Here is a 17,475-nt window from a genome sequence, read left to right on the forward strand (position 1 = left end):
AAAAAGGTGATAGGATGGAATATGCAAAAATATTAGAAGACATAAGGAATAACATTGAAAAAGTGATAGTAGGGAAAAGAGAAGTAATTGATTTAATGCTTACAGCTTTAATATCTTCAGGGCATATTCTTTTAGAGGATGTGCCAGGAGTTGGTAAAACTACTATTGCCAAAGCATTAGCTAAATCTATTAGTTGTGAGTTTAAGAGGGTGCAATTTACTCCCGATTTACTTCCTAGCGATTTGACAGGGATAAATGTTTACAATCAAAAACTCAATGAATTTGAGTTTAAAAAAGGCCCTTTGTTTACCAATATATTGTTAGCTGATGAGATAAATAGAGCGACACCCAGGACTCAGTCTAGCCTTCTTGAATGTATGGAAGAAAGGCAGGTAACTGTAGACGGTGTCACTTATCTTTTAGACAAACCCTTTTTTGTTATTGCTACGCAAAATCCTATAGAAAGTTACGGCACTTTTCCTCTTCCCGAGGCTCAAATAGATAGGTTTTTGATGAAAATAAAAATGGGATATCCTAAAAGAGAGGAAGAGCAGAGAATAATAGACCTTTTTGATAAAGGTAGTCCCTTAGAGAATATTCAGCCAGTTTGCAGCAAAGGGGATATAATAAAAATGCAAAAAGAGTATACCAATGTGTATGTGGAAAAAGATGTTGCCAATTATATTTTAGATATAATTGAAAGGACAAGAGAAGATAGGGAGATAGAATTGGGAGCAAGCCCAAGGGCTACATTGGCTTTTTATAAATCTTCTCAAGCTTATGCTTATATAAAAGGAAGAGACTTTGTGACACCAGACGATGTAAGGTATATTGCACCATTTGTGCTTTCTCACAGAATTATTTTAAAAGGGGTAGGTAAACTTAAAAATTTAAAGGCGGAAGATGTAGTGAAAAGAATCTTAGAAGAAGTTCCAATCCCTCTTGAAAAATAGAAATTAGGTGGTTTTGAAAATGAATGCTTTGTGGTTTATTCTTGTTGTGGCTTTTGTATTAGCCATGCAAGCTAATCTTTATAAAAAATACATTTTTAAGGATTTGAAAATAGAACGGAAATTTGAAAATCCAGCTATTTTTCCTGGAGAAAAGACAACGCTTAAGGTTACACTTGTAAATAAAAAAATTTTCCCTATTACTTATTTGAAGTTACAGCAAAAGATTCCTGTGGAACTTCAAATGGTAAAATCATCTATGGTGGAAAATAATGATAAAGTTAAGTATTTTCACACTACAGTGCTTTCTATGATGCCTTTTCAGAGGATTACAAGGAAATTTGAAATTGTAGGTATAAAAAGGGGAGTATACAATCTTTTTGACCCCGTTAAAGTTTTTTCTACCGATTTATTTGGCAGTGAGGAATATGAAAGTGAAATATTGGCTCATGCGAGACTGGTGGTTTATCCTAATCTAATAGATTTGAATAGTTCTTTTGTTGTGGCTGATTCTCTTCAAGGAGACGTGTTTGTAAGAAGATGGATAATAGAAGACCCTATTATGATAAGTGGAATCAGAGATTATACTCCTTCTGACAATTATAAAGACATAAATTGGAAAGCCACTGCCAAAAATCAGACATTAAAAGTGAATAAATATGATTATACAGCAGATAAAAAAATAATGATATTGTTTAACATTGATTTTCACAGGTATCTGTTTAAGACTATTGACCTACAAGAGTTTGAAAAGGCAGTGGAAGTAGCAGCTTCTTTATCAGTGGATTTATTAAAAAAAGGCATTCCTGTTGGATTTTCTACAAATGCTATCTGCCTTTTTGAGGGGGATTACAGTATTATAGAGCCTTCTGCAGGAGAATCTCAGATTTCAAAGCTTCTTGAGGTTTTTGCAGGTTTGTCTTTTTTTAAGAGATATGACCTTGAAGAAATTTTAAGGATTATGACAAATCATTTGTCATGGGGCACAGATTTAGTGGTTGTAACGCCTTTTGTAGATGATAAAGTTGCAAATGCTCTTTCTGACATAGGAAATACAAAAATTTCAATTGTTTCAATAAAGCCTAATGAAATTGGTCATTTGCCAACAAATATTAAGTTATTCTTTTATAATGAAGAGGGGAAGCAACTTGAAACTGTGGGATAGAGAAAAGTTTGTGAGGACGTTTTTGACAGTTTTAGACGGCATGATGGTATTTTTAATTTACACCTATTAAATGGGCTTTTTATTAGAGAAAAAGGTATTTCCTTTGGAATAATCCTTTTAGCTTCTTTAATAAGCGGGGTTTTTAACAATGCAGAAATTGAGATGAACGAAAAATCTTATAAACAATTGAATTTAACTATAGGTGTTGTAATTAGCGTTTTATTGAGTACAATAATTAGTGAAAATTATTATCAACTTGTGGCCATATTCATTGTGTTTTTGTATATTTGGTCAAGAGGAGTAAAAAACAGAGGAATATTCGTTAATGAGATGTTAAATGTAGAACAATTTTATAAGCAGTTAATAGGTCTATTTGTCATAAATATTGCGAACTATTTTATGCCTCTTGAGGGGATATTGATAATTCCTAAATATAGCATTATTTATATTCTGTTGAGCATTTTTTTGCTTTTGGAAGTTAAAAATCTTAGATACGCCGATAATAGCTCAAATAAAAGAGTTTCGGCTTTTGAGTGGGCAGCAGTAAGCCTTATAATTTTAACTATGATTTTACTTTCTTCTCCTGCTGTGAGAGGATTTATCTATCATTATTTGTATGAAGGCATTGTAAAAATTTTTGTTTATGGCGCTTCTTATTTAGCTTATGGTTTGTTTTTAATGTTGTCAAGGCTTTTTAGCCTGCTGCATATAGACGAAGAGTATTTTAAAAAGGCGATGGAGGAAGCCTTAAAACAAGATAATAGTAAGGAAAATATGTTTGAGGAGCAGATTCCTCAGGATTATGCTTGGCTTGTCCACATGATAAATGGAATAGCTACTTTATTAGCTGTTGTCATAATAATTGCTTTGATGGTGTATATTGTAAAAGCAATAACAAAGCTACAAAAAGAAAAGCATGAAAGGGATTTTACAGAAGAAAAAGAGATTGATATAAAAATTGGGGATTTGCAAACATATAAAAAATTAAAAGGCATAAGCCAGAAAATAGCTGAAAATGTTCGAGAGCGAGTAAAAATTTATAGGGATTCGAGGGAAAGGGTAAGGTATTATTATAAAAGATTTTTAAAACACTTATACGAAAACAAAATTCTTGTAAAAGGCAACCATTCTAGTGAAGATGTTTATAAAAAAGTGGTGGAAGTTTTTCCTTTTGTGCATTCTGCAATGGAGGAAATTACAGCTCTTTACGAAAAAGTAAGATATGGAAATTATTATCCTCAATATGAGGAAGTAAAGGAATTTGAAATAAAGTTAAGAGAAATTATAAAAAATTTGAAACAAATTTAGATTTACTTTGTTGGAATAAATCGTATATAATAGTACTATAGAAAGTATTTAGAAAATAGTGAGAGGGGAATGGCAGTGAAAAATCCGCTAATTATTACATTGATTGTTTTGGCTGTAATAGCTGTATTAGTATTTGGGACAATTTATGGAACTTATAACCAATTAGTGGCGTTAGATGAAAATGTAAATAGTAAATGGAGTCAGATTGATAATCAGCTTCAAAGAAGGGCTGATTTAATTCCTAATTTAGTAGAGACTGTTAAAGGATATGCAGCACATGAAAAAGAGATTTTTGATAGTGTAAATAAAGCGAGAGAAAAACTTTTAAGTGCCAACACTGTTGCTGAAAAAGCAGCTTCAAATGATGAATTAAATACAGCATTGGGAAGGCTTCTTGCTATTGCAGAAAATTATCCTAATTTAAAAGCTGATGCAAATTTCAGGCAGTTAAGCGATGAACTAGCAGGAACTGAAAACAGAATAGCTGTAGCGAGAATGGATTATAACAATGCTGTTCAAGCTTATAACACCAAGATAAGGTCTTTTCCAACCTCTATCATCGCCAATATGTTTGGGTTTAAGGAAAGAGAATATTTTAAAGCAGATGAAGCAGCAAAGACTGTGCCTAAAGTAGATTTTTCCAAATAAGCATTCCTGCAATAAATTAAAATAGCCTTTGCAAAAATGGTTAATATTTTACTTTATCTCTGTTTTTTGCGGAGGTCCTCTTGTCAAAATGTTGAAGCTGATGGGTGCATTTTAACTGGTGTGGCTGCAGGCTGTGCTTTGCGGTACTACCTTATGCTGTAATTATAAAGGTGTTTTATAAACTCTTCGAACAGATTCGACTTGAACTTATCTTTATGATAAATGATGCTAAACTTCCTTTCAAACCTTATATTTTCAATGTCAACTTTTACGAGCCTACCGCCTCTTATCTCCTTTTTCACGGCCAGCCTGGATATGACCGAAACGCCTATATTAGCTTCGACGGCCTTTTTTATGGCCTCCGTATTGTTAAGAACGTATTTTATTCTGTACCTCACGTTATTTCTCGCCATGGTCTCCTCAAAGATCTCCCTCGTCCCACTTCCCTTTTCTCGCATGATTATATCCTCATTTTCAATCTCTGCGGGGCTGATGCTTTTTTCTCTGCCCACCTGTGGCTTTTTGAGCATACAAGATATAGCTCATCATCTATATAGGGTGTTACAACAATGTCCCTTGAATGGACCGGACCTTCGACAATGCCAAGGTCTATAGAATTGTTAAATATCAGCTTTTCTATCTCTGCCGTGTTGCCAATCGTAAAGTAGACGTCGATACTGAACTTTTTCCTGAACTCGCCGATTATCTCCGGTAGCAGGTAAATTCCCACCGTTGTACTGGTTCCCACTCTCAGCCTTCCCATCCTCATGTTCTTCACATCATCAAGAGTACTCTCTGCTTCCTTGACAAGATTGAGTATCCGCTTTCCGTAACTATACAGGATTTCCCCAGCATACGTGAGACTGAGATTCCTACCTATCCTGTCAAAGAGTCTAACTTGGAGTTCTCCCTCCATCTGCGATATGGCCTGGCTGATAGCAGGTTGGGACATATAAAGTTTTTTGCGGCAGCAGACATGCTCTTTAACTCGCAAACGGTTACGAAAATCTCTATATCCCTGAGGGTCACAACGATCACCTCATATAACCATAAAATTATCATTTTCATAATATCATAATACTTTACTAATGAAAAGATAAAAAACTCGGCATTCTTAAACTTTCTCAAGTCTTGTGTGTTGTTGGCCTTGTATAAATTATTATTATCATTGATATAACTATTTATTATTAGACTAAAATTTTTATGGGTGTTATACTTATATCAAAGTTAATTATTTAACGTTAATTATTTAACATAAAAATTTAAAAAAGAAAATTCTGAACATTCTGTTTGGACTTGAGGTACTGTTCCAGTTATTCAATCTGCCTTTTATATTTGTCGAGTTCTAAGATTGATGGTTTTTGTCAATCTTTTTGTATCTGGATTATAAAGAATATCAAATGATGTATATTGAGGAGGAAGAAGATGAGTTATTGTGTAAACATTAAAAGGATGAATGAAATCTTAAAAGAATTGCAAAAAGAGTATAAGGTATATGCTCCTGTCCGCTTTGAAAAGCGTGGTCGTTATTCAGACACTGATTTGATTCGATATGCAGAAATTAACTCAATTGAGGATGTAGTCTACGATGAGAAATCAGATTTTTCACCAAAAGAAGTGATTTATCCGATTACCCAGGCGCTATTCTACTTTACCGAATATGAATATATGGAAAGCAAGGTAGATGACAAAAAGATTCTGATATTTGTCCGCCCCTGTGATATAAATGGCTTTAGACGACTTGATACTATCTTTCTCAAAAACGGAGGAACAGAAGATATTTACTACAAGCGTTTACGGGAAAAAGTAAAGTTTATTTTAATGGAATGCAAAGAAGGAGGTTGGGATAGTTGTTTCTGCGTCTCAATGGGCTCCAATAAAACCGACGACTACAGTTTAGCAGTTAGATTTGGCGATGATAAGATATTGGTAGAAATAAAAGACGATGAATTTACCAATTTATTTGCCGATGAAAGAGAAGTAGAATTTACCCCTGAATTCGTTACCTCTAACCCGACAAAAGTTAACATCCCTGAAATTGATAGCCATGAATTATTAGAAAAAATTTATGATCTCGATATGTGGAAAAGTTATAATTCAAGATGTATAAGCTGTGGAGCCTGTACCGCTGTGTGCATAACCTGCAGCTGTTTTAACACATTAGACGTAATATACACAGAAAACGGAAAAGTTGGTGAGAGGAGAAGGGTTCAGGCTAGCTGTATGCACGAAGATTTCACGACAATGGCAGGTGGACTGAGTTTCAGGAAAACCGCGGGAGAGCGGATGAGGTTCAGAACTCTGCATAAAATTTATGACTATAAACTTCGTTTCAAAGACGAGTACATGTGTGTAGGATGCGGGCGATGTGATGAAAGATGTCCTGAACTAATATCTTTTCCGGCTACCATTAATCGCCTGTATGATGAAGTGGAAAAACTCAAAAAAGCGGAGACAACAAATAAAGATATAAGGTAAACAGCATCAATTGAGGAGGTAAAGTAAATGAGTGAAAATATAATGCTTCCAGTTCCCCATAAAATAATCGATATTATACACGAAACAGAAAATGAATATACTTTCAGAATAGAAACCAATGCAAAGGTAAAACATGGACAATTCTTTCAGGTGTCTTTACCTAAAATCGGAGAAGGCCCTATATCGGTAAGTTCGATGGGAGATAATTGGGTAGAACTCACCATACGGAAGGTAGGAAAACTTACCAATGAAATATTTAATTTAAAACCCGGTGATAAGATATTTATGCGAGGCCCTTATGGTAATTCATTCCCTGTAGATGATTTTAAGGGTAAGGATCTAGTTGTCATTGCCGGTGGAACTGGGGTTTCTCCTGTTAGAAGCCTTTTAAAGTATTTTTATGAACATCCAGATGAAATACACTCTCTGTATTTCATTGCGGGATTTAAGGACGAAAAGAGTATACTGTTCAAAGAGGATTTAAATAATTTTAGAAGCAGGTTTAACACAATTTATACTCTTGATAAAGATAAGATAGAAGGCTTTGAGGTTGGCCTTGTTACAGAACACATTAAGAAAATACCATTTGACAGCTTTGAAAATTACAATGTAGTAATTGTAGGTCCTCCTGTTATGATGCACTTTGCCGCTTTAGAATGTTTAAAGAACGGTGTAGCAGAAGATAAAATCTGGTTATCTTTTGAAAGGAAAATGTCTTGTGGCGTCGGCAAGTGTGGCCATTGCAAGATAAATGAGACATATGTTTGTCTGGAAGGGCCTGTCTTTAATTATACTAAAGCAAAAAATCTGTTGGATTAATCGGAGGGATAATTATATGAGTTACGATATAGATGTAAAAAAGGTTCGAAGAAATTGTTATCGTCAGTCAAAAGTGCGGGGGGAGTTCATGCTCCAGATACGCGTTCCCGGCGGTGTTATAGATGCTAAATATCTGTCATTTTTTCAGCATATTGCGGAAACTTGGGGAAACGGAGAATTTCACCTGGGAGTCAGACAGACAATTTCAATACCAGGGATCAAATATGAATATATAGATGAGGTTAACAAATATATAAGACCATATATCGAAGAAATTGAAGTAAATTTATGCGGCGTTGATATGGCAGTTGATGACAACGGGTATCCGACCATAGGAGCTCGTAATATAATGGCTTGCATAGGTAATCGTCATTGCATATATGCTAACATTGATACAACCGACCTGGCCAGAAAAATAGAAAAGATTATATTCCCCAGCGATTATCATATAAAATTAAATATATCAGGATGTCCTAACGACTGTGCTAAAGCTCACGTTAGTGATATCGGTATAATTGGTATTACAAAGCCGGAATACGATTATGAGCGCTGTATAGGGTGTAAAAAGTGTGTAGAAGCGTGTGCTCATCATGCAACGCGTGTTTTATCTGTAGAAAAAGGAAAAATCGTGAAAGATACCTGCTGCTGCGTCGGCTGTGGCGAATGCGTCCTAGTGTGTCCAACTGGTGCTTGGACCAGGAACCCTAAAAAATTCTACAGAGTATTGATCGGCGGCAGAACAGGAAAGCAAACACCTCGTATGGGAAAAATCTTTTTAAACTGGGTTACAGAAGATGTGGTTTTAGGTGTACTTAAAAACTGGGAGACATTTTCTGCTTATGTTATGAACAACAAACCTGAATACATCCATGGTGGACACCTTATTGACAGAGTGGGATATAACAAATTTAAAGAAATGATATTAAAAGATGTTAAACTAAACCCAGAAGCTATGGTAGCTGAAAGGGTATTATGGACAGAAACCGAATACAGGTCTAATTTTAATGTAAAACCCGTAACCCAACGTTAAGGTGGCATGGAATAGTGAGGAATCAAGACGTGCATAGGTGCACGAAAAGATCTAGAATAAGGCAGGCGAATAGGATTGATGAAAGAAATTGTAGATTCTCATGTACATGTTTCATTACTTCCATTCGAAGGATGGAAGAGTATGGCGCTGGCCGGAGTAAGGAAAATTATTGGCTGTTCCCTATTTTTTGGGGCAAAACATGCAGAAACACTCTTTGATCATTTCCATCAGATGTTAACTCTTTCTATAAGTAATGCCGCTAAAAATGATATTAAGCTTTACGTGGCCATTGGCATTCACCCCATGGGAATACCGGACGACTGGCCCAGGGTGATCGACGCTCTTCCATCCTACCTTAAAATGAGTGGTGTCATTGGACTTGGTGAGATCGGGCTACATGAGGGAAACAAGCGGGAACAGGAGGTTCTCCATGAGCAATTGAAGATTGCCAAGGAATACAGGGTTCCAGCAATCATTCATACTCCGCCACAGAATAGAGTTGAAATTACCGAAAAAATAATTGAGATTGCTGCTACTGTGGGGATGGAACCCGGAAAAATGATTATAGACCATGCTAATTTAGATATTATTGACTTAATCGAAGACTTTGGGGCCGTTCCCGGGCTTACTATTCGCCAAGAGGGGTTCACTTCTCAACTATTGATGAATCATCTGGAACGCTTCCAACGAGGTGTACTAAATAGCGATTACAGCAATCTAAAACCCAATGATCTGCTGAGCGTACCCAAGACCGTGTGGTACTTAGAATTGAACGGAGCTTCTCCTGAAGTCATTGCTCGAATTGCGAGATACAATGCTGAAGAAGTTTTTGGTATTTAAACGCTCAGCAATATGATTTATTACTAAGTCATAGTATTTAAAAACCAAACTACTTAGTGGTAAATCCATAATAAAGGAGAGAAGAGTATGCCACTCAACAATGACCAAGATGAATTTCTTGATTTAACAATCCTCACCTACCTCAAAAAGCTTGGGCCGGAATATGCGAAACTTTTGGCGAGGCGCCTAGGTTTATCATTAGAAGAAAGCAGAAAGCGACTTCAAAGTTTGGAGGAGAGAGGACTAATCAAGCGAGTGGAAAGAAGAATAGTTAAATATTACCATCGACGACGAAAAAGTGTTAAGCATCGCAATCACACATATTATGAGCTCACTAGGGAAGGGGAACTTTTTCTAAGACAGGCGAGGAAGGAAATTGATATTAATTTTGACATCGAATACCCTAACAGATAAAATGACTTATTTGTGTTTGTTAAAGCTTGTTGGCCCTCAAGCGAAGTGGACTAAAATGCACAATATGATAAAATTTCTCTAGGTTATTGTGAAACCTCAAAAGGCTCTAAAAATAATTGGTTTCACAATAAATTAACCTGAAAGGGTCATATATGGAGGAGGATTTTAAAGTGAAATATGTTGATGTAGAAAAGATTAAAAAAGACTTTCCTATATTGAATGTTAAACCTCATGGTAAAAAGCTTATTTACCTTGACAATGCTGCCACAACTCAAAAGCCAATTGAAGTCATAAAAGCTATGGATAAATATTATGAAGAATTAAACGCCAATGTATACAGAAGCCCACACTATTTAAGTGCTCTTTCCACACAGGCTTATGAAGAGGCAAGAGAAAGAGTAAAAAAATTTATTAACGCAAAAAAAGAAGAATCCATAATATTTACGAGAAATACTACAGAATCAATAAACTTTATAGCATATACGTGGGGAATGAAATATATAAACGAAGGGGACGAAATAATACTGACAATAGCCGAGCACCACAGCAATATGCTTCCATGGCAAATGGTAGTGGAAGCTAAAAAGGCGAGACTCAAATATGTCCACCTTGATGAGAATTTTAGGCTTTCTATGAAAGACTTTAAAGAAAAAATGTCTGACAAAGTAAAATTAGTTGCTGTGCAACACATGTCAAATGTTTTAGGTATAATAAATCCTGTGGAGGAGATTACACATATTGCCCACAAATACGGCGCAAAAGTGTTAATAGATGGAGCACAAAGTGTACCTCATATGCCGATTGATGTACAAAGAATAGGCTGTGACTTTTTTGCTTTTTCTGGTCACAAGATGCTCGGACCTATGGGAATTGGGGTTTTATATATAAAAGAAGATTTGCTTTCTGATGTTCCTCCTTTTTTAAGAGGTGGAGAGATGATAGACGAAGTCTTTGAAGACCGTGCAACTTTTGCTCCCCCACCTCTTAAATTTGAAGCAGGTACTCCCAACGTAAAAGGGGCTTGTGTGCTTGTTTCTGCAATAGATTATATAGAAAAAATTGGGCTTTCCAATATTCATAATCACGAAGGCGAGCTTTTGGAGTATGGCCTTCAGAAAATGAAAGAATTAGACTTTGTAAAATTGTATGGCCCCAACGATGCGAAGGAAAGGGGAGGCTTAATTTCCTTCAATGTAGAAGGTGTCCATCCTCACGACGTTGCTACAATACTAGACGAAGAAGGAATTGCTGTAAGAAGTGGGCACCACTGTTGTCTGCCTTTAATGAGGTACTTAGGTGTTCCTGCAACTGTAAGAGCAAGCTTTTACCTCTACAACGACTTTGACGATATTGACGCACTTGTTGAAGGACTTAAAAAAGTTAGGAAGTGGTTTAAATGAGCGATTTGAATCAGCTTTATTCTGAGGTTATAATGGAACATTACGAAAACTCTCCCCATGAAAAAGAACTTAAAGATGCTACCCACAAAGAAAGAGGTTACAATCCTCTTTGCGGCGACAATATTACTCTTTATTTAAAAATGAATGGTGACATTATAGAAGATGCTTCTTTCACGGGCCATGGGTGTGCCATAAGCCAAGCCTCAACCTCTATGATGATAGACCTTATAAAAGGGAAAGACAAAAAAGAAGCTTTAAGGCTTGTGCAACAATTTATAGACATGATGCACAAAAAAGATGTAAATCTTGATGAATTAGGTGATGCTCAAGTACTGCAGGGAGTATCTGACTTTCCTGCCCGCGTAAAATGTGCTTTACTTGCGTGGAAAACGCTTCAGGAAATTTTGTAAAAAAGAGATAAAAGTTTGATAATGTTCTTTATGACATGAATGCGAATATTTTTAAAATCTGCCTCTTCCTATTTGAGGTCTAACGATTCTCAGGATAATAGTATAACTTTTTTTAAAAAGCCAGCATATTTTATAAATTTGTGTTGATACTTATTATTATCTATGCTAATATACTAGACATGAACAGTAATACATTAAAATAATTTAAATTTAACGAAAAAAATGATATTTTTAAAACTTAATTAAGTTACTCACAAAATATTGAGATAGGGAGAGGCAAAATGAAAAGGAAAATTTTTTTAATTGCAATTGCCTTTTTATTATTATTTTTTAATTCTATAGCTTTTTGTGCTCTTGATGTTCCACCTAAACCTATTCAATTTAAATATGTATATGATTATGCGGGGCTTATGTCTCAAAATGATATAGAAGAGATCGAAAAAGTAGGGAAAGCTTTAGATGATGCAACAAAGGCACAAATAATAGTTGTTACAGTTGACAGCATTGGAGATTACCCAATTGAGGAATATTCTCTTAGCCTTTTTAGAAAATGGGGAATAGGAGACAAGGAGAAAAACAACGGTGTTCTCCTTTTAGTGGTAAAAGACAGACTTTTAAAAGGTCAGGCTGGAAAAGTGAGAATTGATGTAGGTTATGGCTTGGAAGGGGCAATACCGGATTCTGTTGCAGGAAGGATTTTAGACGATTTTGTTTTAACTTCTTGGGCAAAAGGCGAGTACTCTAAAGGCATATACGCTGGTTATATGGCTATAGCCTCAAGGGTTGCAAAAGAGTACAATATAGACCTTCAGGGATTGGATGCTTCCAAATACAGTGTCAATACAAGTAGCAATGATAGTGGTATATCGTGGGAAGATATTGCTGTAGTGATTATACTTATTTTAATATTTATTATCTTTGGAAGAGGAGGAAGAAATATAAGAAGGGACTGGTGGGGTCCAGGAAGCTTTGGCTCAGGAGGATTTGGAGGCTTTAGAGGTGGTGGCTTCGGCGGTGGAGGTTTTGGCGGCGGGGGAGGCTTCGGCGGAGGTTCTGCCGGAGGCGGAGGAGCTAGCCGCTAAACTAGATATCTTAGTTTTTATCAAACTGAGGGAACTTTAGAAACACCCTCAGTTTGTTTTTTAAATTCTCTCAAATACAGGTTTTAACTCAATTACAAGGTTATCAAATATACTAACTTTTACTTTATCCTCTTCAGAATACATTTGAGGCCTTCCATAACGTCCTTCTTCAAGTGTGAATACCATAACCACCTTTTCATCGGGTTCTACAATCCAATATTCTTTTACCCCTGCTTTTTCGTATAAATTAAACTTTTCTATTTTATCTTTTTGACCAGTTGAAGGAGAAACTACTTCTATAATCAATTCTGGAACTCCATAATAACCTGTCTTTTTAAGTCTTGAATTATCACATATAATGATTATATCAGGCTGTACTACATTGATAGTTTCTTCATCTTTTTCATTTGCTTCTGGTATTCGCAAATCGAAAGGAGCAGTAAATACTCTGCAAGATTTATCCTGCAGATAGTTTGCAAATTGCCTTGCTAGTTCTAACAATACTGCTTGATGTTGCCATGTTGGAGCTGCTTGTAGATAGGGAACACCATTAATAATTTCCCATCTTTCTTCTTCAGACCAGGTTAAATAGTCGGCATAAGTATATTTTTTATTTTTTTCGGGCAATGGCATAAAATACCCTCCATCATCTATCATTAACTTATTATTATTTTAATTATATCATAATAAAAACAAGATAAAAGGGAAAAAATGATATATATTTATAGATGCAAGTGATATAATAAGGTTGAATTAGTTAAACTTAGAGGCAAAAGGAGATAAAATATGTCAAAAATAGAATTTATAGCATCTACTCTTTTTGGTGTTGAAGCAATAACTGCAAGAGAGGTAAAAGAGTTAGGGTATAAAGATGTCACTGTAGAGAATGGAAAAGTCACTTTTGTAGGCGATGAGATGGCTTTATGCCGTTCTAATCTTTGGATTAGAACGGCAGAGAGAATATACGTAAAAATAGGGGAATTTACTGCCACAACTTTTGAAGAACTTTTTGAAGGTACAAAGGCTCTTCACTGGGAAGATTGGATACCTGAAGATGGCAGGTTTCCTGTGGAGGGTTATTCAATAAAATCCAAGCTTTTCAGCGTGTCTGACTGTCAGGCAATAGTTAAAAAAGCTGTTGTGGAAAGGCTTAAGAAGAAATACAAAAAAGAATGGTTTGAAGAAAACGGCGCAACTTATAAAATAAAATTTTCATTAATGAAAGACAAGGTAACACTTATGATTGACACGAGTGGTGACGGTTTACACAAAAGAGGCTATAGAGTCATATCCAATGAAGCACCTTTGAGAGAAACTTTGGCTGCCGCTATGATAATGCTGAGCTTTTGGAAACCAGATAGACCTTTGATAGATCCTTTTTGTGGCTCTGGAACGATTCCAATTGAAGCAGCTATGATTGGAATAAATCTCGCACCAGGTTTAAAACGACAATTTGTTTCCGAAAAATGGTGGAGAATATCAAATAAATTATGGAAAGAAGCAAGAGAAGAAGCAGTTGGTGCTATTAAAAAAGATATAACTTTAAACATAAAAGGATATGACATTGACGAAAACGCCATCAAATTGTCAAAAGACAATGCGCGTAAAGCTGGTGTAGAGAAATACATAACTTTTGAAAATATCTCATTAAAAGATTTAAAAACAGATGATAAATATGGTGTTATAATATGCAATCCTCCTTATGGTGAAAGGATGGGGAAATTAAAGGAAGTAGAAAAACTTTATAAAGAGATGGGAAAAGTTTTTAAAAAGCTTGACACATGGTCTTTTTATATACTTACTTCCCATGAAAAATTTGAGAAACTCTTTGGAAGAGAGGCTTCTAAAAAAGAAAGCTTTACAATGGCATGTTAAAAGCTTACTATTATCAGTATTATGGACCAAAACCAGAAAACTAATTTTTATTGAGTTTTTTCTATGTGAGGGTTATAATAAAATATAAGATTATCGATAAAAATTGGTGGTGGAGTTATGGATAATGCAGTGAGGAAGAAAGCAAAAGAATATATAGATAGATTACCAGAAGACAAAGTAAAGGAAATTATTGATTTTATAGAATATTTAAATGAAAAAAACAAAAAAGAAATGGAAAAAGAAGACAAAGAATGGTTAAATGCGGAATTAACAGAACTTCCGGAGTATGACTGGGGAACTGAAGGTCCACCACAGGGTCGTCCCGTCAAATATATAGAAGGAGTAGGGCTAATTATTGAAGGAGGAAGACCTGATGATGAAAAATGATATAAAACCGGGAGACGTCCTCCTTCTTTCTTTTCCTACTCATATTCCAAAAGGGCATGAACAGGAAGGCAAAAGGCCGGTTGTTGTAGTAGCAGTACCAAAAGGACCTATGAGGTATCCGCTTATAATAGTAGTTCCATTAACGACACGAGATGGAGAATGGGCAAATCAAAATCTTAATTTGTACTATAGGATACCGGCAGGAAATGGTGGATTGCCAAAAGATTCAATTGCATTATTAGACCAAATACGTGCTGTAGATGTTGAACGCATTGAATCGTTCATTGGTTCTCTTAGAGGAGATATCCTTGACTCTATTATAAGAAACTTGATACATATTTTTCAAGGCAAATAGATAGCCATGAATAAGGGAATTGACTTAAATGATAAGTAGATGTAAAATATAGGTGTACAAGTGAATACAAAAAATCTTATGGTCTTGAGAAGTTAAAAGGGAAAGCGGTGAAAATCCGCTGCAGCCCCCGCTACTGTGAGCGAGGATGAAGCCCTAATAAGCCACTGCTTGGCACTCAAGAGATGTGCCGGGTGGGAAGGCAGGGTGGAAGATGAATCGCGAGCCAGGAGACCTGCCATAAGATTTCGGAAGTTCGCCTTCGGAGGGAAGGTGGAATGGAATTTTTATGCTTAATTTTGGCAAAAAAGGTCTACCTCCGTGGGGTAGACCTTTTTTTGATACTTGAAAAATTTAAATTAGGAGGGTACTTATGAGAAAATTTAAAGGTTTACTTGCTTTATTGGTAGTCTTTGCTTTAATGTTTTCACTGGCGGCTTGTTCAACAAACAATGCTACAAAGCCACAAGATACATCTCAAACAGCAACTGAAACTGTAAAAACACAGTTTCCTTTAAAAGTTACAGACTTTTTAGGAAGAGAAGTAACTATAGAGAAAGAACCCCAAAGGATAGTTTCTCTTGCACCTTCTACAACAGAGCTTATATATGCTTTAGGAGCAGGAAATAAAGTAGTGGGTGTTACAGACTTTGACAATTATCCACCTGAGGTCAAGGATGTACCCAAAGTGGGGGGTTTAAAGGGCCAAATGTAGAAGCGATTACTGCTCAAAAGCCTGATATAATATTTGCTTCCACTCTTTCCGGTAAAGAGCAAATGGAATCTTTAGAAAAAATGGGTATACCTGTTGTAATGTTGGAGGCAAAAAACATTGACCAGATATACCAGTCTATAAGAATAATAGGCCAAATAACAGGAACTGAGAAAAAAGGCGAAGAGTTAATTAAACAAATGCAAGATAAAATAAAAGAAATAAATGACAAAGTCAAAGAGCTTCCAAAAGTCAGCGTATTTTATCTGGTATCTCTTGACGGAAACTGGACAGCAGGTAAAGGCACATTTATTGATGAGCTTATAAACCTTGCAGGTGGCAAAAACGTTGCAGAGGATGTAAATGGTTGGGCGCAGTACAGCGTAGAAGAATTAGTCAAGAAAAATCCTGATGTGATAATAACTTCTCCTCATGCAGGGGATGTGAAAGACATTAAAAACATGGCAGGATATAAAGATACTAATGCTGTTAAAAATGACAAAGTATTTGTGATAAGCAATGACGACATAATATCAAGAGCTTCTAATAGAATTGTTTTAGGACTTGAAGAAATCGCAAAATTCTTACATCCGGAGGCATTTAAGTAAAGTGGGAGTAAAAAAAGGGATATATTTTGGTACAGCCTTTTCACTGCTTGTCTTTACCATGATTTTATCAATTTCTGCAGGGGCGGTAAAAATACCCCTGCAGGAGATTTTAAATGTTTTTTTGGGCGGTGGCAGTGAAACCTCTAGGACAATAATCCTTAATTTAAGACTTCCAAGAGCTATTGAATCTGCGATTGTAGGTATGGGACTTTCTGTTGTTGGGACATTTTTTCAAGGGCTTTTGAGAAATCCAATGGCAGACCCTTATGTATTGGGTGTATCATCAGGAGCGGCTTTTGGAGCTACTATTGCGATAATATTAGGACTTGGAATATTTGGACTTAGTTTTATGGCATTTATTACTTCTTTAATGACTGTATTTTTCGTATACACTATTTCTAAAACTGGCACAAGAGTATCCATGACCACAATGTTATTGGCAGGTATAGCTATAAGTGCTTTTATGTCTGCAATTATCTCTCTCATGATGCTTTTAAACCATGATGAGTTTTCTCGAATTGTTTTTTGGACTATGGGAGGATTTAGCCTCATAAATTGGAATAGTGTGGTCTTTACTACTCCTATAATAGTAATTGGCTCTTTTGTGATGTATATATTTTCAAGGGATGTAAATGCGATATTGACAGGAGAAGAAGTTGCCGAACATTTAGGTGTCAACACAGAACTAGTCAAGAAAATAATTCTTATTACAGGGTCTTTGGTGACTGCAACTGCTGTGTCAGTTGGTGGAATTATAGGCTTTGTTGGACTTATTGTGCCCCACATATCACGGCTTATTGTAGGACCTGACAATAGAGTTTTGGTACCTTTTAGTGCTATATCAGGAGCGATATTTTTAACTTTTGCAGACTTATTAGCACGAATTATTTTAAAGCCAATGGAAATTCCAATTGGGATAATTACAGCAGCATTTGGAGGACCATTCTTTTTATATCTGTTAATAAAGAGCAAACAAAAAAGTGAAGGAATGTGATGA

Annotated in this window: 15 protein-coding genes, 4 pseudogenes and 1 riboswitch; of the genes and pseudogenes, 17 read left to right on the forward strand and 2 right to left on the reverse strand. The window is 35.7% G+C overall.

The window, feature by feature from the left end:
• Positions 1 to 14: 14 nt before the first annotated feature.
• The 4 genes and pseudogenes from OEI98_RS01915 to OEI98_RS01930 all read left to right on the forward strand — a co-directional run bounded on the left by OEI98_RS01915 (position 15) and on the right by OEI98_RS01930 (position 4,071).
• Positions 15 to 953: an AAA family ATPase gene (locus OEI98_RS01915; RefSeq protein WP_266039251.1), complete on the forward strand. Its 939-nt coding sequence runs from the start codon at positions 15 to 17 to the stop codon at positions 951 to 953.
• Positions 954 to 972: 19 nt separating this feature from the next.
• A complete protein-coding gene (locus OEI98_RS01920) occupies positions 973 to 2,115 on the forward strand; it encodes a DUF58 domain-containing protein (RefSeq protein ID WP_266039252.1) in 1,143 nt (380 codons plus the stop codon).
• A pseudogene (locus OEI98_RS01925) lies at positions 2,099 to 3,423 on the forward strand (hypothetical protein). Before OEI98_RS01920 ends, OEI98_RS01925 begins: the two are co-directional and overlap by 17 nt.
• A gap of 75 nt (positions 3,424 to 3,498) precedes the next feature.
• On the forward strand, positions 3,499 to 4,071 hold the full coding sequence (locus OEI98_RS01930; protein WP_003867171.1) for a LemA family protein: 573 nt from the start codon (positions 3,499 to 3,501) through the stop codon (positions 4,069 to 4,071).
• A 146-nt stretch (positions 4,072 to 4,217) separates the two neighbouring features.
• On the opposite strand, the pseudogene OEI98_RS01935 reads toward OEI98_RS01930, so the two are convergent.
• Positions 4,218 to 5,023, reverse strand: a pseudogene (locus tag OEI98_RS01935) (LysR substrate-binding domain-containing protein).
• A gap of 473 nt (positions 5,024 to 5,496) precedes the next feature.
• Between OEI98_RS01935 and asrA the strand changes: the two are divergent.
• The 8 genes from asrA (at position 5,497) to OEI98_RS01975 (ending at position 12,544) form a co-directional block, all read left to right on the forward strand.
• Positions 5,497 to 6,549, forward strand: coding sequence for an anaerobic sulfite reductase subunit AsrA (asrA, locus tag OEI98_RS01940; RefSeq protein ID WP_004399787.1), 1,053 nt, complete (start codon positions 5,497 to 5,499; stop codon positions 6,547 to 6,549).
• A gap of 27 nt (positions 6,550 to 6,576) precedes the next feature.
• Positions 6,577 to 7,368, forward strand: coding sequence for an anaerobic sulfite reductase subunit AsrB (gene asrB, locus OEI98_RS01945; RefSeq protein WP_003869858.1), 792 nt, complete (start codon positions 6,577 to 6,579; stop codon positions 7,366 to 7,368).
• Between the two features lie 16 nt (positions 7,369 to 7,384).
• Complete coding sequence (gene asrC, locus OEI98_RS01950) at positions 7,385 to 8,398, forward strand: sulfite reductase subunit C (protein WP_004399788.1); 1,014 nt, start codon at positions 7,385 to 7,387, stop codon at positions 8,396 to 8,398.
• Between the two features lie 78 nt (positions 8,399 to 8,476).
• Entirely contained in the window at positions 8,477 to 9,238 is a 762-nt protein-coding gene (locus OEI98_RS01955) for a TatD family hydrolase (protein WP_004399789.1), read from the forward strand.
• Positions 9,239 to 9,325: 87 nt separating this feature from the next.
• Entirely contained in the window at positions 9,326 to 9,652 is a 327-nt protein-coding gene (locus tag OEI98_RS01960) for a DUF2250 domain-containing protein (RefSeq protein WP_003867166.1), read from the forward strand.
• 170 nt (positions 9,653 to 9,822) lie between these two features.
• A complete protein-coding gene (locus OEI98_RS01965) occupies positions 9,823 to 11,052 on the forward strand; it encodes a cysteine desulfurase (protein WP_028991577.1) in 1,230 nt (409 codons plus the stop codon).
• Positions 11,049 to 11,462 carry a Fe-S cluster assembly sulfur transfer protein SufU gene (gene sufU / locus OEI98_RS01970; protein ID WP_003869854.1) on the forward strand — a complete coding sequence of 138 codons (414 nt, stop codon included), beginning with the start codon at positions 11,049 to 11,051 and terminating at the stop codon, positions 11,460 to 11,462. Before OEI98_RS01965 ends, sufU begins: the two co-directional genes overlap by 4 nt.
• A 281-nt stretch (positions 11,463 to 11,743) precedes the next feature.
• Positions 11,744 to 12,544 carry a TPM domain-containing protein gene (locus OEI98_RS01975; protein ID WP_266039268.1) on the forward strand — a complete coding sequence of 267 codons (801 nt, stop codon included), beginning with the start codon at positions 11,744 to 11,746 and terminating at the stop codon, positions 12,542 to 12,544.
• A gap of 60 nt (positions 12,545 to 12,604) precedes the next feature.
• On the opposite strand, the gene OEI98_RS01980 is transcribed toward OEI98_RS01975, so the two are convergent.
• The gene (locus OEI98_RS01980; RefSeq protein ID WP_266039270.1) at positions 12,605 to 13,177 is read right to left on the reverse strand and encodes a Uma2 family endonuclease; all 573 of its coding nucleotides are present in this window, start codon (positions 13,175 to 13,177) and stop codon (positions 12,605 to 12,607) included.
• Positions 13,178 to 13,330: 153 nt separating this feature from the next.
• Between OEI98_RS01980 and OEI98_RS01985 the strand changes: the two are divergent.
• From OEI98_RS01985 to OEI98_RS02005, 5 genes and pseudogenes are all read left to right on the forward strand, one after another.
• Positions 13,331 to 14,463, forward strand: a pseudogene (locus tag OEI98_RS01985) (THUMP domain-containing class I SAM-dependent RNA methyltransferase).
• Between the two features lie 73 nt (positions 14,464 to 14,536).
• Complete coding sequence (locus tag OEI98_RS01990) at positions 14,537 to 14,806, forward strand: DUF2281 domain-containing protein (protein ID WP_003871621.1); 270 nt, start codon at positions 14,537 to 14,539, stop codon at positions 14,804 to 14,806.
• Positions 14,793 to 15,161, forward strand: a complete 369-nt coding sequence (locus OEI98_RS01995; RefSeq protein ID WP_004399794.1) for a type II toxin-antitoxin system PemK/MazF family toxin — start codon at positions 14,793 to 14,795, stop codon at positions 15,159 to 15,161. The genes OEI98_RS01990 and OEI98_RS01995 overlap by 14 nt, the downstream gene beginning before the upstream one ends.
• A gap of 62 nt (positions 15,162 to 15,223) precedes the next feature.
• Positions 15,224 to 15,416: riboswitch (cobalamin riboswitch) on the forward strand.
• Between the two features lie 115 nt (positions 15,417 to 15,531).
• Positions 15,532 to 16,478, forward strand: a pseudogene (locus OEI98_RS02000) (ABC transporter substrate-binding protein).
• A 1-nt stretch (position 16,479) separates the two neighbouring features.
• Positions 16,480 to 17,472: a FecCD family ABC transporter permease gene (locus tag OEI98_RS02005; RefSeq protein ID WP_074592497.1), complete on the forward strand. Its 993-nt coding sequence runs from the start codon at positions 16,480 to 16,482 to the stop codon at positions 17,470 to 17,472.
• The last annotated feature ends 3 nt before the right edge of the window (positions 17,473 to 17,475 follow it).

This window comes from Thermoanaerobacter sp. RKWS2 (assembly GCF_026240795.1).
Classification (GTDB): Bacteria; Bacillota; Thermoanaerobacteria; order Thermoanaerobacterales; family Thermoanaerobacteraceae; genus Thermoanaerobacter; species Thermoanaerobacter ethanolicus.